Raw genomic sequence first — 15270 nt, 5'->3', positions numbered from 1 at the left:
TCCTATCCCTCCCTTCTCTTTGCCGATATCATTCTCCAGCCAGTCACGCAGAAACTGATCAGGATGACCGATCCGATGACCAGATCCTTCCAGTAGCTGGATACGCCTACAAGAATCATGCCGTTACTCAGAAGCGCCACCAATATGATGCCAAGCAGCGTGCCTGATACGCTTCCTTTTCCTCCTGAGAGCGATACCCCGCCCAGGACTACCATGGCCAGGACATCCATCTCATTGCCATAAAGCGCCTCAATGGATGCCTGCTGGGAGAGATAACAATTAATCAGCGCTCCGATGGCTGCCATCGCGCCCGCGAATCCATACACAAACATGTGCACCTGCAGCACGCTGATTCCGCACCGTTTTGCCGCCTCCATATTGCCGCCCACGGCGTACACTCTCCGTCCCATTTTTGTCTTTTTAAGAATAAACCAGGCAATTACCATGACTGCCGCAAGCGTTCCCACGGAAACCGCGAATAAAGAGGATTCCACCTTCTTGGAGAACCACTCCGGGAAGCCATGCAGCCGGACGCCGCTGGTCACCTTCATCATCACGCCATAGATCACGTTCATCGTTCCGATCGTAATGATCAACGTAGGGGCCTTCAGCCTGTTTACCAGTACCGCGTTGATAAACCCTAACAAGGTGCCGGTCACGATGGCGATCAGATAGATCATCACAAAGTTGCCGCCTCTGTGGATCATATACAGCGCGGATAGGTACTGGGCCACCGCGCCTACCGCCATGAAGGAAATGTCGATTCCTCCAGAGATGATCACGAACAGGCATCCCACCGCAATCACCCCGTAGGCGGAGTAGTTTGTCATTAAGTCTAAAATATTTCCTAATTGAATAGATTTCCCCTTGGTAGCCGCCGCCAGGCCGATAATCAGCACGACTATGACGCACAGCACCATAAATTCATAACTCTTTGAAATCTTTTTTACTGCTTTATTATTCATCAAGCACCTCCTGGCTAAATTCACTCTCTGTGATGGCGCTGCAATCCAATTCCTTTATGATCTTACCCTTATGCATCACAAGCGCGCGGGGGCAGTTGTAATAGACTTCCGCCGCCTCGTCAGAGATAAGGATGATACTCATTCCTTTCGCCGACAAATCCCGGATCAACTCGTATATCGTGTTTTTGGCAGCAATGTCAATCCCGTTCGTGGGCTGATCAAGAATCAGAACCTCCGGCTCTGTAGACAGCCACTTGGAGATTACGATCTTCTGCTGGTTTCCGCCGGACATGGCTGACGCGTTAATCTCCGGCTTCGCGCTCTTGATATGTAGCTCATCAATCCAGTTTTGAGTGATAGAGGTGCATTTTTTCTTGTCCAGAATCCCTATCTTATTTTTCAGTTTCTGTATAATTGAAATAATCGTATTATTCTCAACGCTCTGGTTCAGCACAAGCCCCTGGAGAAGACGATCCTCCGGGACGTATGCGATCCTGCTTGCGATCGCGTCGCGGTTGCTCTTAAACTTCACTTCCTTGCCATGCAGGAGAATCCTTCCGGAATCCGGCGGATTCATCCCGAAGATGGAACTGGCAAGTTCCGTTCTTCCGGCTCCCAGAAGTCCGATGATCCCAACAATCTCGCCCTTCTTGACTGAGAACGAGACATCCTCATACTGTCTTGCGCGGCTTAAGCGCTCTACCTCCAGTACCGTCTCTTCCTCATGCTTTGTAAATTTCTGCTGATACGTAATCTGCTGCCCGCTGATCAGCTGCGCAAGTTTTTCTTCCTTCACGTCTGTGTTCTCGAATGTAGATATGATGCATCCGTCGCGCATGACCGTGATCCGCTCGGCAATCTCGATAATCTCGTCCAGCTTGTGGCTGACAAACAGAATCGTCAGCCCCTTAGCCTGAAGGCTTTTGATAATCGTAAAGAGCACATTCACTTCTTTACGCGTCAAGGATGAAGTCGGCTCATCCATGATCAGCAGTTTCGCATTGGTCGCCAGCGCCCTGGCAATCGCCACCAGCTGCCGGTCCGCTATGGACAGTTCTTCCACCAGCACATCCAGATCCAGCTGAATCTTCATCCGGTCCAGAACTTCCTGCGCCTTCTTATACATCCTGGACCAGTTCACGCCTTTTACAGCGCTGTCCACGTGCTGGTCAAACGCGATATTTTCCGCCACCGTCAGGTTTGGAAAGATGCTCAAGTCCTGGTATATCACGCGCACGCCTGCCGCCATCGCCTGCCGCGCCAGGCCGCCTGTCGATTTCTTTCCGTCCAGGATAACCTCGCTGCCGGGATCTACGCCAATGACACCGGAGATTACTTTGATCATCGTGGACTTCCCGCATCCATTCTGGCCGATCAGGCAGTGGATCTCCCCTTGATTCAGAGAGAAATCCACGTCCTTAAGTGCATGAACGCCTCCATAATGCTTGTTCACTTTTTTCAGTTCAATTATTTTTTCCATGTCATCCCTCTTTTTGCAAAAAGGAGTGGAAGCGGTGTTCCGCAACCACTCCCTTAGTTCTAGAAAGTGCAGTCTCTGTCTTAGAATCCAAAACTCTCCCAATTGTCTGCCGTGATCGTAATCGGATTGTCAATCCACAGATTCGTTCCATCCAGATCGATGTCTCCCATGTCCGGAATAGAGAAGGAATCGTCGATCTTCTTCCTGTCAAGAATCGTCTTTGCTATGTAGCAGGAAGCATATCCGGAATCAGCCGGATTCCAGAGGAAGCCTGCTTTGATCGCGCCACTCTCAAGATACTGTGATCCTTCGCTTGGAATGATATTTCCAACTACTGTTACATCATCAATCTTATCTTCCTCCGTCAGAGCCTCTGCCGCTCCGATCGGTCCCTGGGAGCCAAAGCCAATAATGCAGTTGAGATCGCTGTAGGTCTTCAGAAGGTCCAGTGTCGTCTCGCGGGCGAGGGCCGCATCTTCTCCACATGCGATTCTGTCCGTGCAAAGACTCATATCCGGATACTTATCGGCAAGGTACTCTTCCACATGGTCTGCCCACGCATTGTGAAGCGGCACAGTAAGGCTTCCAACATAGAGCGCATACTGGCCGGATCCGCCACAGTTCTTAGCTGCTTCCTCGGCAACCAGTTCCGCGAACATATCGTTGATGATCATCTCTACGTCCCAATCTGCACCAGCCTGATCCGGAGATTCGGTTGTGACAACGGTAATACCTTTATCTTGTGCTGACTGAAGTACGCTCTCCAGCACGGTTGCGTCATTCGGCACTACGCAGATGGCATCAACACCTGAATTGATCAAATCCTCAATAATGTTAACCTGCTCCGCCGCATCTGCCGAAGACGGGCCTGTCACATACGCATTTACGCCAAACTCGTCTGCAAATTTCTTCACGCCCTCCTCAAATACACTAAAGTAGTCGATCCCGACAACCTTTACGACAACCGCAATCTCATAGTCGCTGTCGGAACTTTTCTTTGCTTCCTTATCCGTTGACTTCTCTTCTCCGGAGCTGCTGCAGGCCGCAAGGCTTAACAGCATCGTCAAGGCAATCAGCACAGATATAAATTTTTTCATTCTTTTTCCTCCTTTTGTAATTGGCATGTACAACAATCGAATCTTTAGCGCTAACATATCCGTTGCTATCTGTTCTCAGAATACAACATATTTTAACATATGTCAACAAATTTTAACGTAATACATTAACATTTTTTCACATTTTTAATAAAAAGCATTCGTTTTAACATGCCCATTTGTTAAATAATGTTAATCTCTTGATTTTTCTTAACAAAACAGGCATGCTGCCTTTCGCAACATGCCTGTTTCCATAATTTTTTGTTTTAATAATTGGGACGTATCATTTATATATCCAGCGCCGCCATATAGCCTTCCTCGATGGCATTCAGCGCGTTGCCCGGCTTCAGGGCGTCTCCTACATACACGACTTCTTTTACGATGTCTTCCAGCGTGCCTTTTAATTCCAGATTAGCGCGCATGCCCACAGCAGTTACGATCTTATCGAATGGCCCGAGAACCTTCTCTTCTTCTCCTGCCTTCACCGTAATTGTCCGGTCTTCGTTGATGGTCTGTACCGCCGTCCCCGCGTGGATATCCACATGGTTGTCTTCAAAGGACTGCAGCAGGAAGCGTTTCATATTGTCCGGCTCTTCCCCCACGATCTGCGCAAGCATCTCGATGATCGTAACCTGATTGCCGTGGGTCGCAAGGTAATTGGCCGTCTCGCCTCCCACAAGCCCTCCACCGATAACCGCGATATTGCCGTCTGCCTGAATCTTGCCTCTTAGCAGGTCAACCGCGCTGACTACGAATTCCTGATCTTTTCCCGGGAACGGCGGCACGAAAGGATGGCTTCCCGTCGCAACGACTACCGTGTCCGGCTTTTCTTCTTCCACGATCGCTTTTGTCAGTTCCGTCTGATAGCGGACTTCGACTCCCAGCTTCTCCAGCTGGGTCTTCTGCCACACGACAAAGGAAGAGATCTCCCCTTTCCACGGCGGAACAGCAGCCGTCCCGTACATGCCGCCTAAGCGGTCTTCTTTTTCAAATACGGTTACCTTGTGGCCTCTCTTGGCCAGAACGATGGCCGCTTCCGCTCCTGATGGGCCGCCTCCTGCCACGAAGATGTTCTTCTTTACCTGCGCCGGGGTAATCTTTACTTCATCTTCTCTTACCGTCCTTGGATTCAGCGTGCACTGTCCATGGCAGCCACTGTCTATCTTGGACGTACAGCCCTGAAGGCATGCCATGCACTGGATGATGTCTTCAAAGCGACCGCTGAGCGCTTTTTCCGGCATATGAGGATCTGCCAGGGAAGCGCGCCCCATATAGCATGCATCTGCCTTGCCGCTTCGGATGATTCCCTCCGCTACCAGCGGATCATTGACACGCCCCACCGTGGTCACCGGAATCTCTACCACCTTTTTGATCTCCGCCGCATAATCCGCAATCCAGCCATGCCCCATCACTGACGGAGGCACCTGCATATACCAGGTCTCATAGACGCCGACGGACACGTTAAGCGAATGGATCCCCGCTTCTTCCAGCATGATCGCCATGGCCTTGGTATCCTCAATATTGGTTCCGCCCGGCGCGCATTCTTCACCTGAGATCTTATAGTCAATGCCAAAGTCCTCTCCGCACTTCTTACGGATATTTTGGATGATCTCCACAGGAAAGCGCATGCGGTTTACCAGATTGCCGCCATATTTATCGATTCTCTTATTTGAATAGGCAGAAGCAAATTCACAGACAAGATAGCCATGGCCTCCATGAATCTGTACGCCGTCGAATCCGGCCTTCTTCGCTCGAAGCGCGGCATCGCCAAACTTTTCCACCATCTCTTCTACTTCCTGCGTCGTCATCTCGTGAGGCAATGCCTTCTTCACCGGACATGGGATTGCGGACGGCGCCCACACCTGCTGTCCTATGATCCATTCTTCTGTCTGGCGTCCGCCGTGGAATATCTGCGCATAGATCTTGGCTCCTGCCGCATGCACGCGCTCCGTCAGTTCCTTGTGGGACGCAATCTGGTAATCAGCCCACAGGCCCGGCAGATACTGATAGGTCCTTCCGGAAGGATCCACCGCATAATCCTCCGTTACGATCAATCCCCAGCCCCCTTTTGCCTTTTCCTCATGGTACGCAATATATTTTTCAGTTGCCGTACCATCTTCGTTGCAACAGTTCATAACCATCGGGGACACGATGAATCGGTTCTTAATTTCTACCGGTCCGAACTTGATTGGTGTTGCCATCATTTTTAATGCTGCCATATGTATCTTCCTCCTATATCCTATCATAATTGAAAAGTATTTGATTCTATTTGCACTATTTTCTTATTACGCCCTGGCTTCCCGCTCCGCCCGATCCTGGCTTAGCATCTCATCGACGGTCTTCCCCTCTACCTTCGCCAATACCGCATTCGTCAACTTCCTGCATGGCGCAAGGAATACCTGGACAATCGGTCCTGTAAGGAATGCCGTTACCAGCGTTCCGATGCCCAGCACTCCGCCCAGAAGGAATCCCACGACTGTAAACATAATATCCGTCACGATCCGGATCCAGCGGAACTCTATCTTCTTGCGCTTATTGATCGCGTCCGATACGATCAATGAGAACAGGTCATTGGGGCCGCTTCCCGCATCGGTCATGATCACCACTGCTTTTCCCAGCGCGATGATGACGCAGCCGACTACCATGGCCCCAATCCGTATTGCCATCGGCGACTGGGCGCTTAGCTTGCCATCCAGAAGCCACATGTACAGATCGATCTGCCATCCACCGCAAAATGCGCAGATCAGCGTTCCCGGCTTTACATAGCCCTTGGTAAATAACGCCATCAGCACCATCATTACCGTCAGGATGATCACCTGGCAGGTCCCAATGGACAACCCCGCAACATTCGATACGCCCTGGACGAAGATGGTAAAGGTGTCTGTTCCCATCTCGGCAAGCACAAAGAGGACTACGCCAAAATGTGCGATAAACAGCCCAATGATCAGAAGGACCAGCCTGGCTGCCCAGTTTTTCACACTCCTTTTGCTGGCATCTGACGCAAATGTAATTGTGTCGCTCATACTCTCTTCCTCCCTGTCTATTTCTTCTCATCCCAGTCCGGATATAAGATTACCTCCAAAGCGCTGCCGTCTCTCATGGCCTTTAGTCCAATGTCAAAGTCTTTAAGCGCCAGACGGTGGGTAATCAGCTGCTGCAAGTCGATCAATCCGCTTTCCATGAGTTCCACGGTTGCTGGAAGGGTATTCAGCCCGATAAAGCTTCCATAGATCTCTATCTCGTTTCTTACGATCTTGAACTGGTCTACCTCGGGCTTCTTAGAACTATCCATGCCAAAGAGCACGATCCTTCCTTTTGGACGCACGCAGTCCACGGCTTCCTGGATCAGCGTTCCTACAGCCTCGGCTACTACATCGATTCCATGTCCATCCGTCTCTTTCAGGATCTCTTCCACCAGATCTACTTCCTGCGGATTGATGACTCTGTCTGCGCCTGCCTTAAGCGCGTATTCCCCTCTCTTTGGATTTGGCTCGGATACGATGATCTTTCCGGCGCCATTGGCTTTCAGAAGCATCGTAAAATATAATCCGATCGGGCCTGCCCCTAACACCAGCACGCTTTCTCCCGGCAGCAGCCTGATCTTATTGACCGCGCTGACAACGCAGGTGAGCGGTTCCGCGAATATCGCCGTCTCTGCCGGAAGTTCCTGGGATATCTTCACGCACATCTTGCAGGGAGCCACCGCATATTCCCCGAATCCCCCATTGTCTGTAATCCCAAGGACATACACATTCTCGCACATGTTAAAGTTCCCCTTCTTGCACTGGTAGCACTCCCCGCAGAACACATTCGGATCCAGCACCACCCTGTCTCCGGGCTTTATAGTCGTCACCGCGCTGCCTACTTCCTCCACGCGCCCGACAAATTCATGGCCTTGCACGATCCCCTGGTTCGCCGGATAGGATGGCGGCGTTGACAGTATATGTACATCCGTCCCGCAGATGCTGGCAGCCTCGATCTTCATCAGCACGTCATTTGGTCCCTGTATTTTCGGTTTTGGAACCTTCGTATAGGTAGTCTCCCCAACTCCTGAAAACACAATCGCATTCATCATTTCTTCCATTTCTTAATTGTCTCCTTTCAATGCTCGTTAATTGTTTATCATTTGATGTTGTCGTCATTCTATCATACAAATTTTGTATTTTCAATATATTTGTCGTATTTTATGTATGATAAAATCAATATTTGTCTAGTTTAAACATTTAATTTGTATGTTTTTTATTGACTATATACATACAAATTATAGAATTGGCAATTGTTTTTATCGGGAAATTGTTGTATGATAACAGATAGATTAAACAGAAAATGTTTGGAGGTATACTTATGATGCGTTTCAAATATACGCACTTGGCGGCATGGCTGAAAGAACAGATTAAATCAGGGACATATAAGGACGGAGACCGGATTCCCACAGAGATCGAACTGGCGGCGCAATTCGGCGTAAGCAGGGATACGGTCCGCAAGGCCATCTCTGTCCTGGAAAAAGAGTCGCTCCTGCGCAAGATAAAAGGAAGCGGCACTTACGTGCGCACTTCCCTTAAGCCAGCTCCTTCTCCCGTTGGCAGGGATTCCAGGCGCATTGGCATTCTTATGAATGATATTGACAGTTACATCTTTCCCTCCATCGTAAAGGGAATTAACAGCGTATTGAATAAAGAGGGGTATACTTCTGTCATACAGTTTACCAACAACTGCATCTCTCAGGAGTATAATGCCCTGAAGAATTTCCTTGAGGGCGACTTTGCCGGCCTGATCATCGAGCCTACCAAGTCCGCCCTTCCGCAATTAAACTATGACCTCTACCAGAAAATCGCCCACACCAAGCCTGCCGTCTTGATCCATGCGAAGCTTCCTACGCTTCCTCTCTCTTCCATAACCATGGGAGATGAGGCCGGATCCATGAAACTCGCCGAATTCCTGCTGGAAAACGGCCACCGCGATACAGCCATTTTCTGCAAGTCGGATGAACAGACGGGGACCAGCAGGTATCTGGGCTACGTAAAGGCTTATCAGAAGGCCTGCCTGCCCATTATAGACCAGAATATCTTCTGGTTTGCCAGCGAGAATCTTCCGGACGTATTTTCCGATCCATTAGATCCCAAGATTGGAAAAGCACTTACTTCCTGCTCTGCCATCATCTGCCACGATGACCGCCTTGCCCATTCTTTGAGAAAGTACCTGCAATCCCACAGCGAGTATCCTGGGGACATTGTCATCTGCGGCTTTGATAATTCCGAAATCTCGGAAGAGCAGAAGTTTACATCCATCGCACATCCCAAGGAGCAGTTTGGCGAATATGCCGCCATGAGGCTTCTGGAGAAAATAAAAGATCCCTCGCTGGATGTCTCCTTTGACTTTAACCCCAAGCTGATCGTTCGGAATATTTAAAAACAAATAATCTGTCTTTCTAATATTTGACGCCTTTCCAGTACAGCGGCGTATACACTTCTGCCTTTTCCGGAAGTTTTACGCCGTCAAGCGCCCATTTCAGGAATTCTTCCACGCCAGTCCGGTCCACGATATATCCGATATGTTCCTTTCCGCCCGGAGCATTGGGATCAATATATTTTTCTACATACTTGTATGTATTCAGGATGATCTTAATGATGCTGTCCTCATCCGCCCATTTGATAAAGTCCTCGCCCATCCTCGGATTCTTCTTGCCCGTGCGGCCCAGGAGCGTCAGGCGGTAATACTTTTCCCTGCTTCTGGTCCATGCCATATCCGGGCAATTCAATACGCACTCGCCGCAGCCGATACACTTCTCCTCGTTTCTCTGGGGACGGAAGTTCACAGTCTTTAAGGCTCCTACCGACTTTCTCGTACAATATCTGACACAGGCGCCGCAGTTTACGCAACGTTCCGGCTCAAACTGGGGCTCCGTCATACCCATGATGCCAAAGTCATGCATGCGCACCTTGGCGCAGTCATTGGGGCATCCGGTAAGCGCGATCTTAAAATGCAGGTCATTGGGGAATATCGCCTTCTCAATGCGCTGCGCAAATGCGGTCGTATCGTAGCACGCATAAGGGCATACCCGGTTGCCCACGCAGGCTGTCACGTTACGTGTCCCAGATGCCGGATATCCGCATCCCGGCTCATCCTGGTTGATATCCAGCCCGTCAATTAATGTCTGAAGTTTTTCGTTTACTTCCGGCATCTTCTCAAAAGGAATCCCCAGAATCTCGAACCCCTGGCGGCTGGTAATATGTACGGTTCCATTTCCATATTCTTCGGCAATCTCCTGAATCTTCCCCAGATATTCCGCCTTCAGATGCCCTCCCGGCACGCGGACGCGGGAAGCGGTGATTCCCCGGACCTTTGTGACACGGAACGCATTTTTCTTTAATTTCTTTGTATTGATATCCATATTCTTTTTCACCTCCCTAATCCAGCAGCGTGCGGCCTTTGGTATAGTTAAATACCGGGCCGTCCAGGCATACATATACGTCGCCGATCTTGCAGTGGCCGCATTTTCCCAGGCCGCAGCACATCTTACGCTCTTGTGAAATCCAGATATTTTCATCCGCAAACCCGATCTTCTTAAGTCCCATCACAGAAAACCGCATCATTGCCGGAGGTCCTACTACGATTGCCGCCGCATCCGCTATATTCTCAAAATGGAGGCCCGGGATGTATTCCGTAACCAGTCCCTCGCGGATCGCAAGGCCATCTTCTTCCGTCACGCCATTTGCCGCATCCACCGTCAAAATCAGGTTGATCTTTTCCTTCCAACGCTTCAGATCCTCATGGAACAGCATGTCTTTGGGAGACTTGAATCCCACGATCAGCGTGAGGCTTCTGCACATATCCGGATTGGACGCAAAGTAGTCTGCCACGCCGCGCACTGGGGACAAGCCGGTTCCTCCGGCTATGATGACGAGTTCCTTGCCTTTATAAAGTTCTATGTCAAATCCATTACCATAAGGGCCGCGCAGGAAAAGCTTATCCCCCACATAGCGTTCGAACACTTCATCGGTCACTTTTCCTACCCTGCGGATCGTCAGATCCACAGTCCCGTCCCCGATCCCGCTTACGGAGATCGGAGCCTCGCCATACTTCGGAATGGACACTTCAAAAAACTGCCCCGGCTTTACGTCGCCATCGTAAGTCATGCGGAATGTATATTCAATGTCTGTATGGCGGATAACTTCCGTAATCTCGGACAGGAACGGTACATATTCATTCTTTATCATGATTCTGACACCTCCTTCATCGCCTGCTCCAATTTATTGATACAGTTGGAGAAAGATATATACTCCGGACATACGTCGTCGCAGCGGCCGCATCCGACGCACATATGATAGCCATTTCTCTGCTTATAATCCAGCACTTTGTGCAGTACTTTGAACCGCATCCGCTCTCCATTCTTCTTACGGTAGCTTCCGCCGCCTGCTACATCCGTATAGCCGTCTACCATGCAGGAGGCCCATACACGTCGGCGCTCGCCTACCCGTCCGTTCTCGGTATAGAACAGGTCCTGCATCGTGAAGCAGGTACATGTCGGACAGACGAAGTTGCAGCGGCCGCAGTTGATACAGCGGCCATTATACTCTTCCCACATGCTGCTCTTAGCCACGTCAATGCTCAAATTCTCCGGAATATGTACATGCGTCTGATTCTCAGATACGAATGGCACTTCCACATCTTTTTCCTTATCAGCAGCCTCCTTAAATAGAACTTCCCATTCTTCCTTCTTGCAGTCTATAAAAAGCATGTCTTCCCTGACATCAATTCCCAGGTCATAGTTGTCAGATTTGTTTGTCCCCATATCCACGCAGAAGCAATTTTCAAAGGATGCCTTACATCCTATAAGGACAAAGCGGATCTTATCCCGGACTCTCTTGTAGTAAAAGTCTTCCGGGCCATTTTCAAGATACATGTCATCCAGACGCTTCACCGCATGCAGATCGCAGCTTCTAAGGAAGATGATCGCTCCTTTCTTTGGCGCGTCCGCCTCCTTGACCGCCTCTTCCGTAAAATAAAACAGCGTCTGGCAGGCCGGAAGCAATGCTTCCTTAAAAGAATACTGAGACTTTTTGTCAAAGACAATCTCGTCTACAGATTCGACTTCCCCATACCGTATACAGTCCGTATCGGAAAAGCAGCCTCCTCCTTCATACAGTCTGGGAGCAAAGATCATATAATCTTTTTTCCAGACTTCCATGACAGAATCAAAGTTCTGCCGGTTCATAAGAAAACCCATGTTCTTCCCTTCTTTCTTCTTGTCTATTTTATTTATCTTTCCTGGAAATGAGATAGTATGGCAAAGCCACGCAGAGGATTCCCCCAGCCATATTTCCCAAAGTAACCACGATAATGTTATAGAAATATCCCGTTATGCTGATTGCTGCCGTTCCCGGGGCAAACAAGGCGATTGTAAGCAGCGTCATATTCGCAACGCTATGCTCGAACCCCGTAGTAATAAATGCGAACAGGCACCAGAACACCATGATCAGCTTGCCGCTGTCAGACTTGCTCCGAAAACCGCACCAGGTCGCAAGACAGACCAGAATGTTGCACAGCATCCCTCTGATGAACAGCGCAGCCAAAGGCACGCTCATCTTCGCGGCCGCCGCATTCGCGATAAACGCTCCGACATCTCCCGTTGCGAACCCGCCGAAGTAAAACAGCGCCGCCAGGATAATCGAGCCAATCCAGTTGCCGATGTAGCAGACGATCCATAGTTTTGCCGCCTGTCCGGCCGTCACCGTGCCTTTGAAAATGCCGGCCGCCATAACCAGGTTATTTCCGGTAAATAGTTCCGCCCCCGCAATTACCACCAGGCTTAAGGCAATGCCAAATGACAGTCCCATCACGATCTTTGCATAGGGCTGGCCATTCAGCAGGCCTCCGATGGTAAAGATCAGCAGGATGCCAAATCCGATGTACGCGCCTGCCAGCATGGCCGAAGCCATGTAGCCTGCTCCATTTTCCTTAAGCAATGTGGACTTTGCCTTTGCAGCATTGGCCGCTGCCATAAATTCTTCCATGTACATTTCTTCTTCCTCCTCACACTTAGATATCCACAATGTAATAGTCTTCTATTTTCTTTATCTTCACACGAAATACCTCTTCCAGAGATCCACGCACGTCTTCCGGCGGTCCCTCCCGGCAGATGCATCCATCCTTCATCACTACAAGATGATCTGCCATTCTCATTGCTTCCGTGATATCATGGGTTACGATCACCACCGCCTTGCCCAAATCGCAGAGCTGCCTTGCCAGATTCCACAGCATCACCTGGCAGTCTATATCCAGATAAGTCGTGGGCTCATCCAAGAATACAGCATCCGTCTGCTGGCACAGCGCCATGGCAATATAGACCTTCTGCTTCTCTCCTCCTGACAATTCCTGCATATTGAAGGATGCCAGGGATGAGATTCTGATCTGCTCCATTGATTCCTCTGCGATCTTCTCATCTGCAGCAGTGTAGCGCCTGGGAAACCGAAGATAGGGAAAACGTCCATGCAGCACCAGCTTGCCTGCGGAAATATTCGGTGCTGCGTGACTTTGCGGCAGGAACGCCACTTTTTTCGCAATCTCCTCAGGCTTCATTCCTTCCAAAGCCCTGTCATCAACCGTCACGCAGCCCTGCGAAGGTCGCACTTGGCCTGCCGCGACTTTTAAAAGCGTGCTTTTTCCACACCCGTTTGGCCCCAATAGTACCGTAATTCTTCCTCTTTCGAAGGTCAGATTTATATTCCTTAACGCCGTTTTCCTTTCATAGCACACCTTAACGTCTCTCAGTTTAAACATGCCGGCACCTCCTTGCGATCAGCCACAGGAAGAATGGACCTCCAAGCATGGAGAGCAGAATCCCCACAGGAATCTCATAGGGCGCAAACAGGCTTCTTGCCAGCACGTCACAGAAGGTAAGGAAAGCCGCGCCTAAGATCGCTGCCGCCGGGATGCTTCTTCCTGCCTCGTTTCCGGCAAACAGGCGAACCACATGGGGGACAATCAGGCCTACGAATCCCAGCAATCCCGAGATGCTGATTGCAGTTCCCGCAAGCGCCGCTGCCAGAACCAGGAAGATCAGCCTTACCCGTTCTGTCGAAAGACCCAGACTTCTGGCCGTCTCCTCGCCCAGTCCCAGGATATCCAGTTCCTTAGCCATCATCCAGGCAAGAATGATGCAGGCAAGAATCGCAAGCCAGGCTGGAGACAGACGCTTCAGCGTTATCCCCGCAAGCCCTCCATTGCGGAACGTGTTGCTGCTTAGCATGGCATCGGGAACCAGCATAATGATCAGGTCGATCCCGGCGCTCAGAAATGCATTTACCGCGACGCCAGCCAGAATCAGCGTCATATGGGACGCCCGAATCTTTCTTGACAATCCATATACCAGCAGCACCGCCAGGAGCGCGCCTATGAAAGCAGTAAGCGGAACAAGCTTAGGCAGCGTCGGAAATAAGGCGAATGCCAGGACGGCTCCAAGTCCGGCTCCGGAATTAACGCCGATAATGTTGGGCCCGGCCAGAGGATTGTTTAGAACCGTCTGGATAAGGATGCCCACCACCGCCAGCGCGCTTCCTGCAAGCACTGCCGCCAAGGTCCTTGGAAGGCGCACATGCCAGAATATCCTTGCGCCCCCAGAGCCTGGGTCTGACAGCATACCGAATAATTCGGATGGCCTTAAGAGCACTGCCCCAACGCACAGGCTCAAAAGGACCGCTGCCACAAGAAGCACGATACAAACGGCAAGGAAACAGGCCGCCTGCTTATTGCTTCTGCTCCCCGCCATAGAGGATGTCCGCAAGCATCTCATAACTCTCCCCCCATCTGTCATTTGGCTTATAGTGGAACAGGTCTTTCGGGAGCACGATATAGCGATCTTCCCTGACCGCGCTAAGCGTTCCCCACGCCGGATTCTCCGTCAGGCTCTTCGCCAGAACGTCCATTGCCGCCTCGTCATCTCCCATAGTCGTTACGAAGATAAAATCCGGATCTTCCTCGATAATCTTCTCTATGCTCAGATCCTCCAGGATGGAATTATCACGGTCCGCGATATTCCTGCATCCCAGATCCTTTAACATGGCTCCGGTCATGTTATTGTCACTATTCTTCGCCTTGGCTCCCGTTCCATATGCACGGATCAGAAGCACATCCGGCCCTTCTTTTCCCTCGCAGGCTTCTATCCGGGCATCCACTTGTGCTTTTACATCCGTTCCATATCTTTCATACAGGTCCGCCCTTCCCGTAATCCGGGTAAAAATATCCAGTACTGACAGATAATCATCAAAGGTCTCTACTTCCAAACACGCGGTAGGTATCCCAGTTTCTTCCAACGTCTCTGCCAGTTTGATATGCCCCTCCAGCGTAGAGGTCAGTATGGCAAAATCCACTCCGGCTCCAAGGATCGTCTCCGCGCTGGGCTCGGACAATCTTCCAGCATTCACGACATCCTCCGGCAGTTTTATGCGCGCCTCTTCCAGCGCGTCCGAGGTCACGCAAGAGGGCTCACCACCGGCCAGCGTCCAGATATGAGCCAGGCTCCCGGACAAGGCCGCTACATTTTCCGGGTTTTGCACGGTCACTTCCTTGCCCCTGTCATCCTGAAAGGATACCTTCCCTGAAGATTCCTCTTTCTTGTCCTTTGCTCCATTGCCACCGTCGGTCTTTGCCTTCACGCTGCCTGCGCATCCCGCCAGCAATAAGGCGGTCAGCATAACCACTGCCGTATAGACATACTTTTTCTTCTTCATGT

The 15270-nt window shown here is 50.5% G+C and carries 14 protein-coding genes; 1 reads left to right on the top strand and 13 read right to left on the bottom strand.

Features of this window, described 5'->3' with window-relative positions; all coding sequences use genetic code 11:
* Positions 1 to 2: 2 nt before the first annotated feature.
* The 6 genes from K0036_RS01965 to K0036_RS01940 form a co-directional block, all read right to left on the bottom strand.
* Positions 3 to 965: an ABC transporter permease gene (locus K0036_RS01965; RefSeq protein ID WP_025645718.1), complete on the bottom strand. Its 963-nt coding sequence runs from the start codon at positions 963 to 965 to the stop codon at positions 3 to 5.
* Complete coding sequence (locus tag K0036_RS01960) at positions 958 to 2445, bottom strand: sugar ABC transporter ATP-binding protein (protein ID WP_220430604.1); 1488 nt, start codon at positions 2443 to 2445, stop codon at positions 958 to 960. Before K0036_RS01960 ends, K0036_RS01965 begins: the two co-directional genes overlap by 8 nt.
* A gap of 80 nt (positions 2446 to 2525) precedes the next feature.
* Positions 2526 to 3542, bottom strand: coding sequence for an autoinducer 2 ABC transporter substrate-binding protein (locus K0036_RS01955; protein ID WP_220430603.1), 1017 nt, complete (start codon positions 3540 to 3542; stop codon positions 2526 to 2528).
* A 284-nt stretch (positions 3543 to 3826) separates the two neighbouring features.
* Positions 3827 to 5758: an FAD-dependent oxidoreductase gene (locus tag K0036_RS01950; protein WP_220430602.1), complete on the bottom strand. Its 1932-nt coding sequence runs from the start codon at positions 5756 to 5758 to the stop codon at positions 3827 to 3829.
* Between the two features lie 66 nt (positions 5759 to 5824).
* Entirely contained in the window at positions 5825 to 6562 is a 738-nt protein-coding gene (locus K0036_RS01945; protein WP_220430601.1) for a YczE/YyaS/YitT family protein, read from the bottom strand.
* Positions 6563 to 6579: 17 nt separating this feature from the next.
* Positions 6580 to 7623, bottom strand: a complete 1044-nt coding sequence (locus tag K0036_RS01940) for a zinc-dependent alcohol dehydrogenase (RefSeq protein ID WP_220430600.1) — start codon at positions 7621 to 7623, stop codon at positions 6580 to 6582.
* Positions 7624 to 7883: 260 nt separating this feature from the next.
* On the opposite strand from K0036_RS01940, the gene K0036_RS01935 reads away from it, so the two are divergent.
* The gene (locus K0036_RS01935) at positions 7884 to 8948 is read left to right on the top strand and encodes a GntR family transcriptional regulator (RefSeq protein ID WP_220430599.1); all 1065 of its coding nucleotides are present in this window, start codon (positions 7884 to 7886) and stop codon (positions 8946 to 8948) included.
* 19 nt (positions 8949 to 8967) lie between these two features.
* On the opposite strand, the gene asrC is transcribed toward K0036_RS01935, so the two are convergent.
* The 7 genes from asrC to K0036_RS01900 are packed head-to-tail and all read right to left on the bottom strand — an operon-like array spanning position 8968 to position 15268.
* Positions 8968 to 9930 carry a sulfite reductase subunit C gene (asrC, locus tag K0036_RS01930; protein ID WP_220430598.1) on the bottom strand — a complete coding sequence of 321 codons (963 nt, stop codon included), beginning with the start codon at positions 9928 to 9930 and terminating at the stop codon, positions 8968 to 8970.
* Positions 9931 to 9946: 16 nt separating this feature from the next.
* Entirely contained in the window at positions 9947 to 10756 is an 810-nt protein-coding gene (gene asrB, locus K0036_RS01925) for an anaerobic sulfite reductase subunit AsrB (protein WP_220430597.1), read from the bottom strand.
* Positions 10753 to 11766: an anaerobic sulfite reductase subunit AsrA gene (gene asrA, locus K0036_RS01920; protein WP_220430596.1), complete on the bottom strand. Its 1014-nt coding sequence runs from the start codon at positions 11764 to 11766 to the stop codon at positions 10753 to 10755. Before asrA ends, asrB begins: the two co-directional genes overlap by 4 nt.
* A 28-nt stretch (positions 11767 to 11794) precedes the next feature.
* Entirely contained in the window at positions 11795 to 12559 is a 765-nt protein-coding gene (locus K0036_RS01915) for a formate/nitrite transporter family protein (protein WP_220430595.1), read from the bottom strand.
* A gap of 19 nt (positions 12560 to 12578) precedes the next feature.
* Positions 12579 to 13319, bottom strand: coding sequence for an ABC transporter ATP-binding protein (locus tag K0036_RS01910; protein WP_220430594.1), 741 nt, complete (start codon positions 13317 to 13319; stop codon positions 12579 to 12581).
* Complete coding sequence (locus tag K0036_RS01905) at positions 13312 to 14331, bottom strand: FecCD family ABC transporter permease (RefSeq protein ID WP_220430593.1); 1020 nt, start codon at positions 14329 to 14331, stop codon at positions 13312 to 13314. The genes K0036_RS01910 and K0036_RS01905 overlap by 8 nt, the downstream gene beginning before the upstream one ends.
* Positions 14285 to 15268, bottom strand: coding sequence for an ABC transporter substrate-binding protein (locus K0036_RS01900; protein WP_220430592.1), 984 nt, complete (start codon positions 15266 to 15268; stop codon positions 14285 to 14287). The genes K0036_RS01905 and K0036_RS01900 overlap by 47 nt, the downstream gene beginning before the upstream one ends.
* Positions 15269 to 15270: the final 2 nt, after the last annotated feature.

Source organism: [Clostridium] scindens (assembly GCF_019597925.1).
Lineage (GTDB): Bacteria > Bacillota > Clostridia > Lachnospirales > Lachnospiraceae > Clostridium_AP.
The sequence above is the reverse complement of the archived record's forward strand: the minus strand, read 5'-3'. Positions and strand labels throughout refer to the sequence as shown.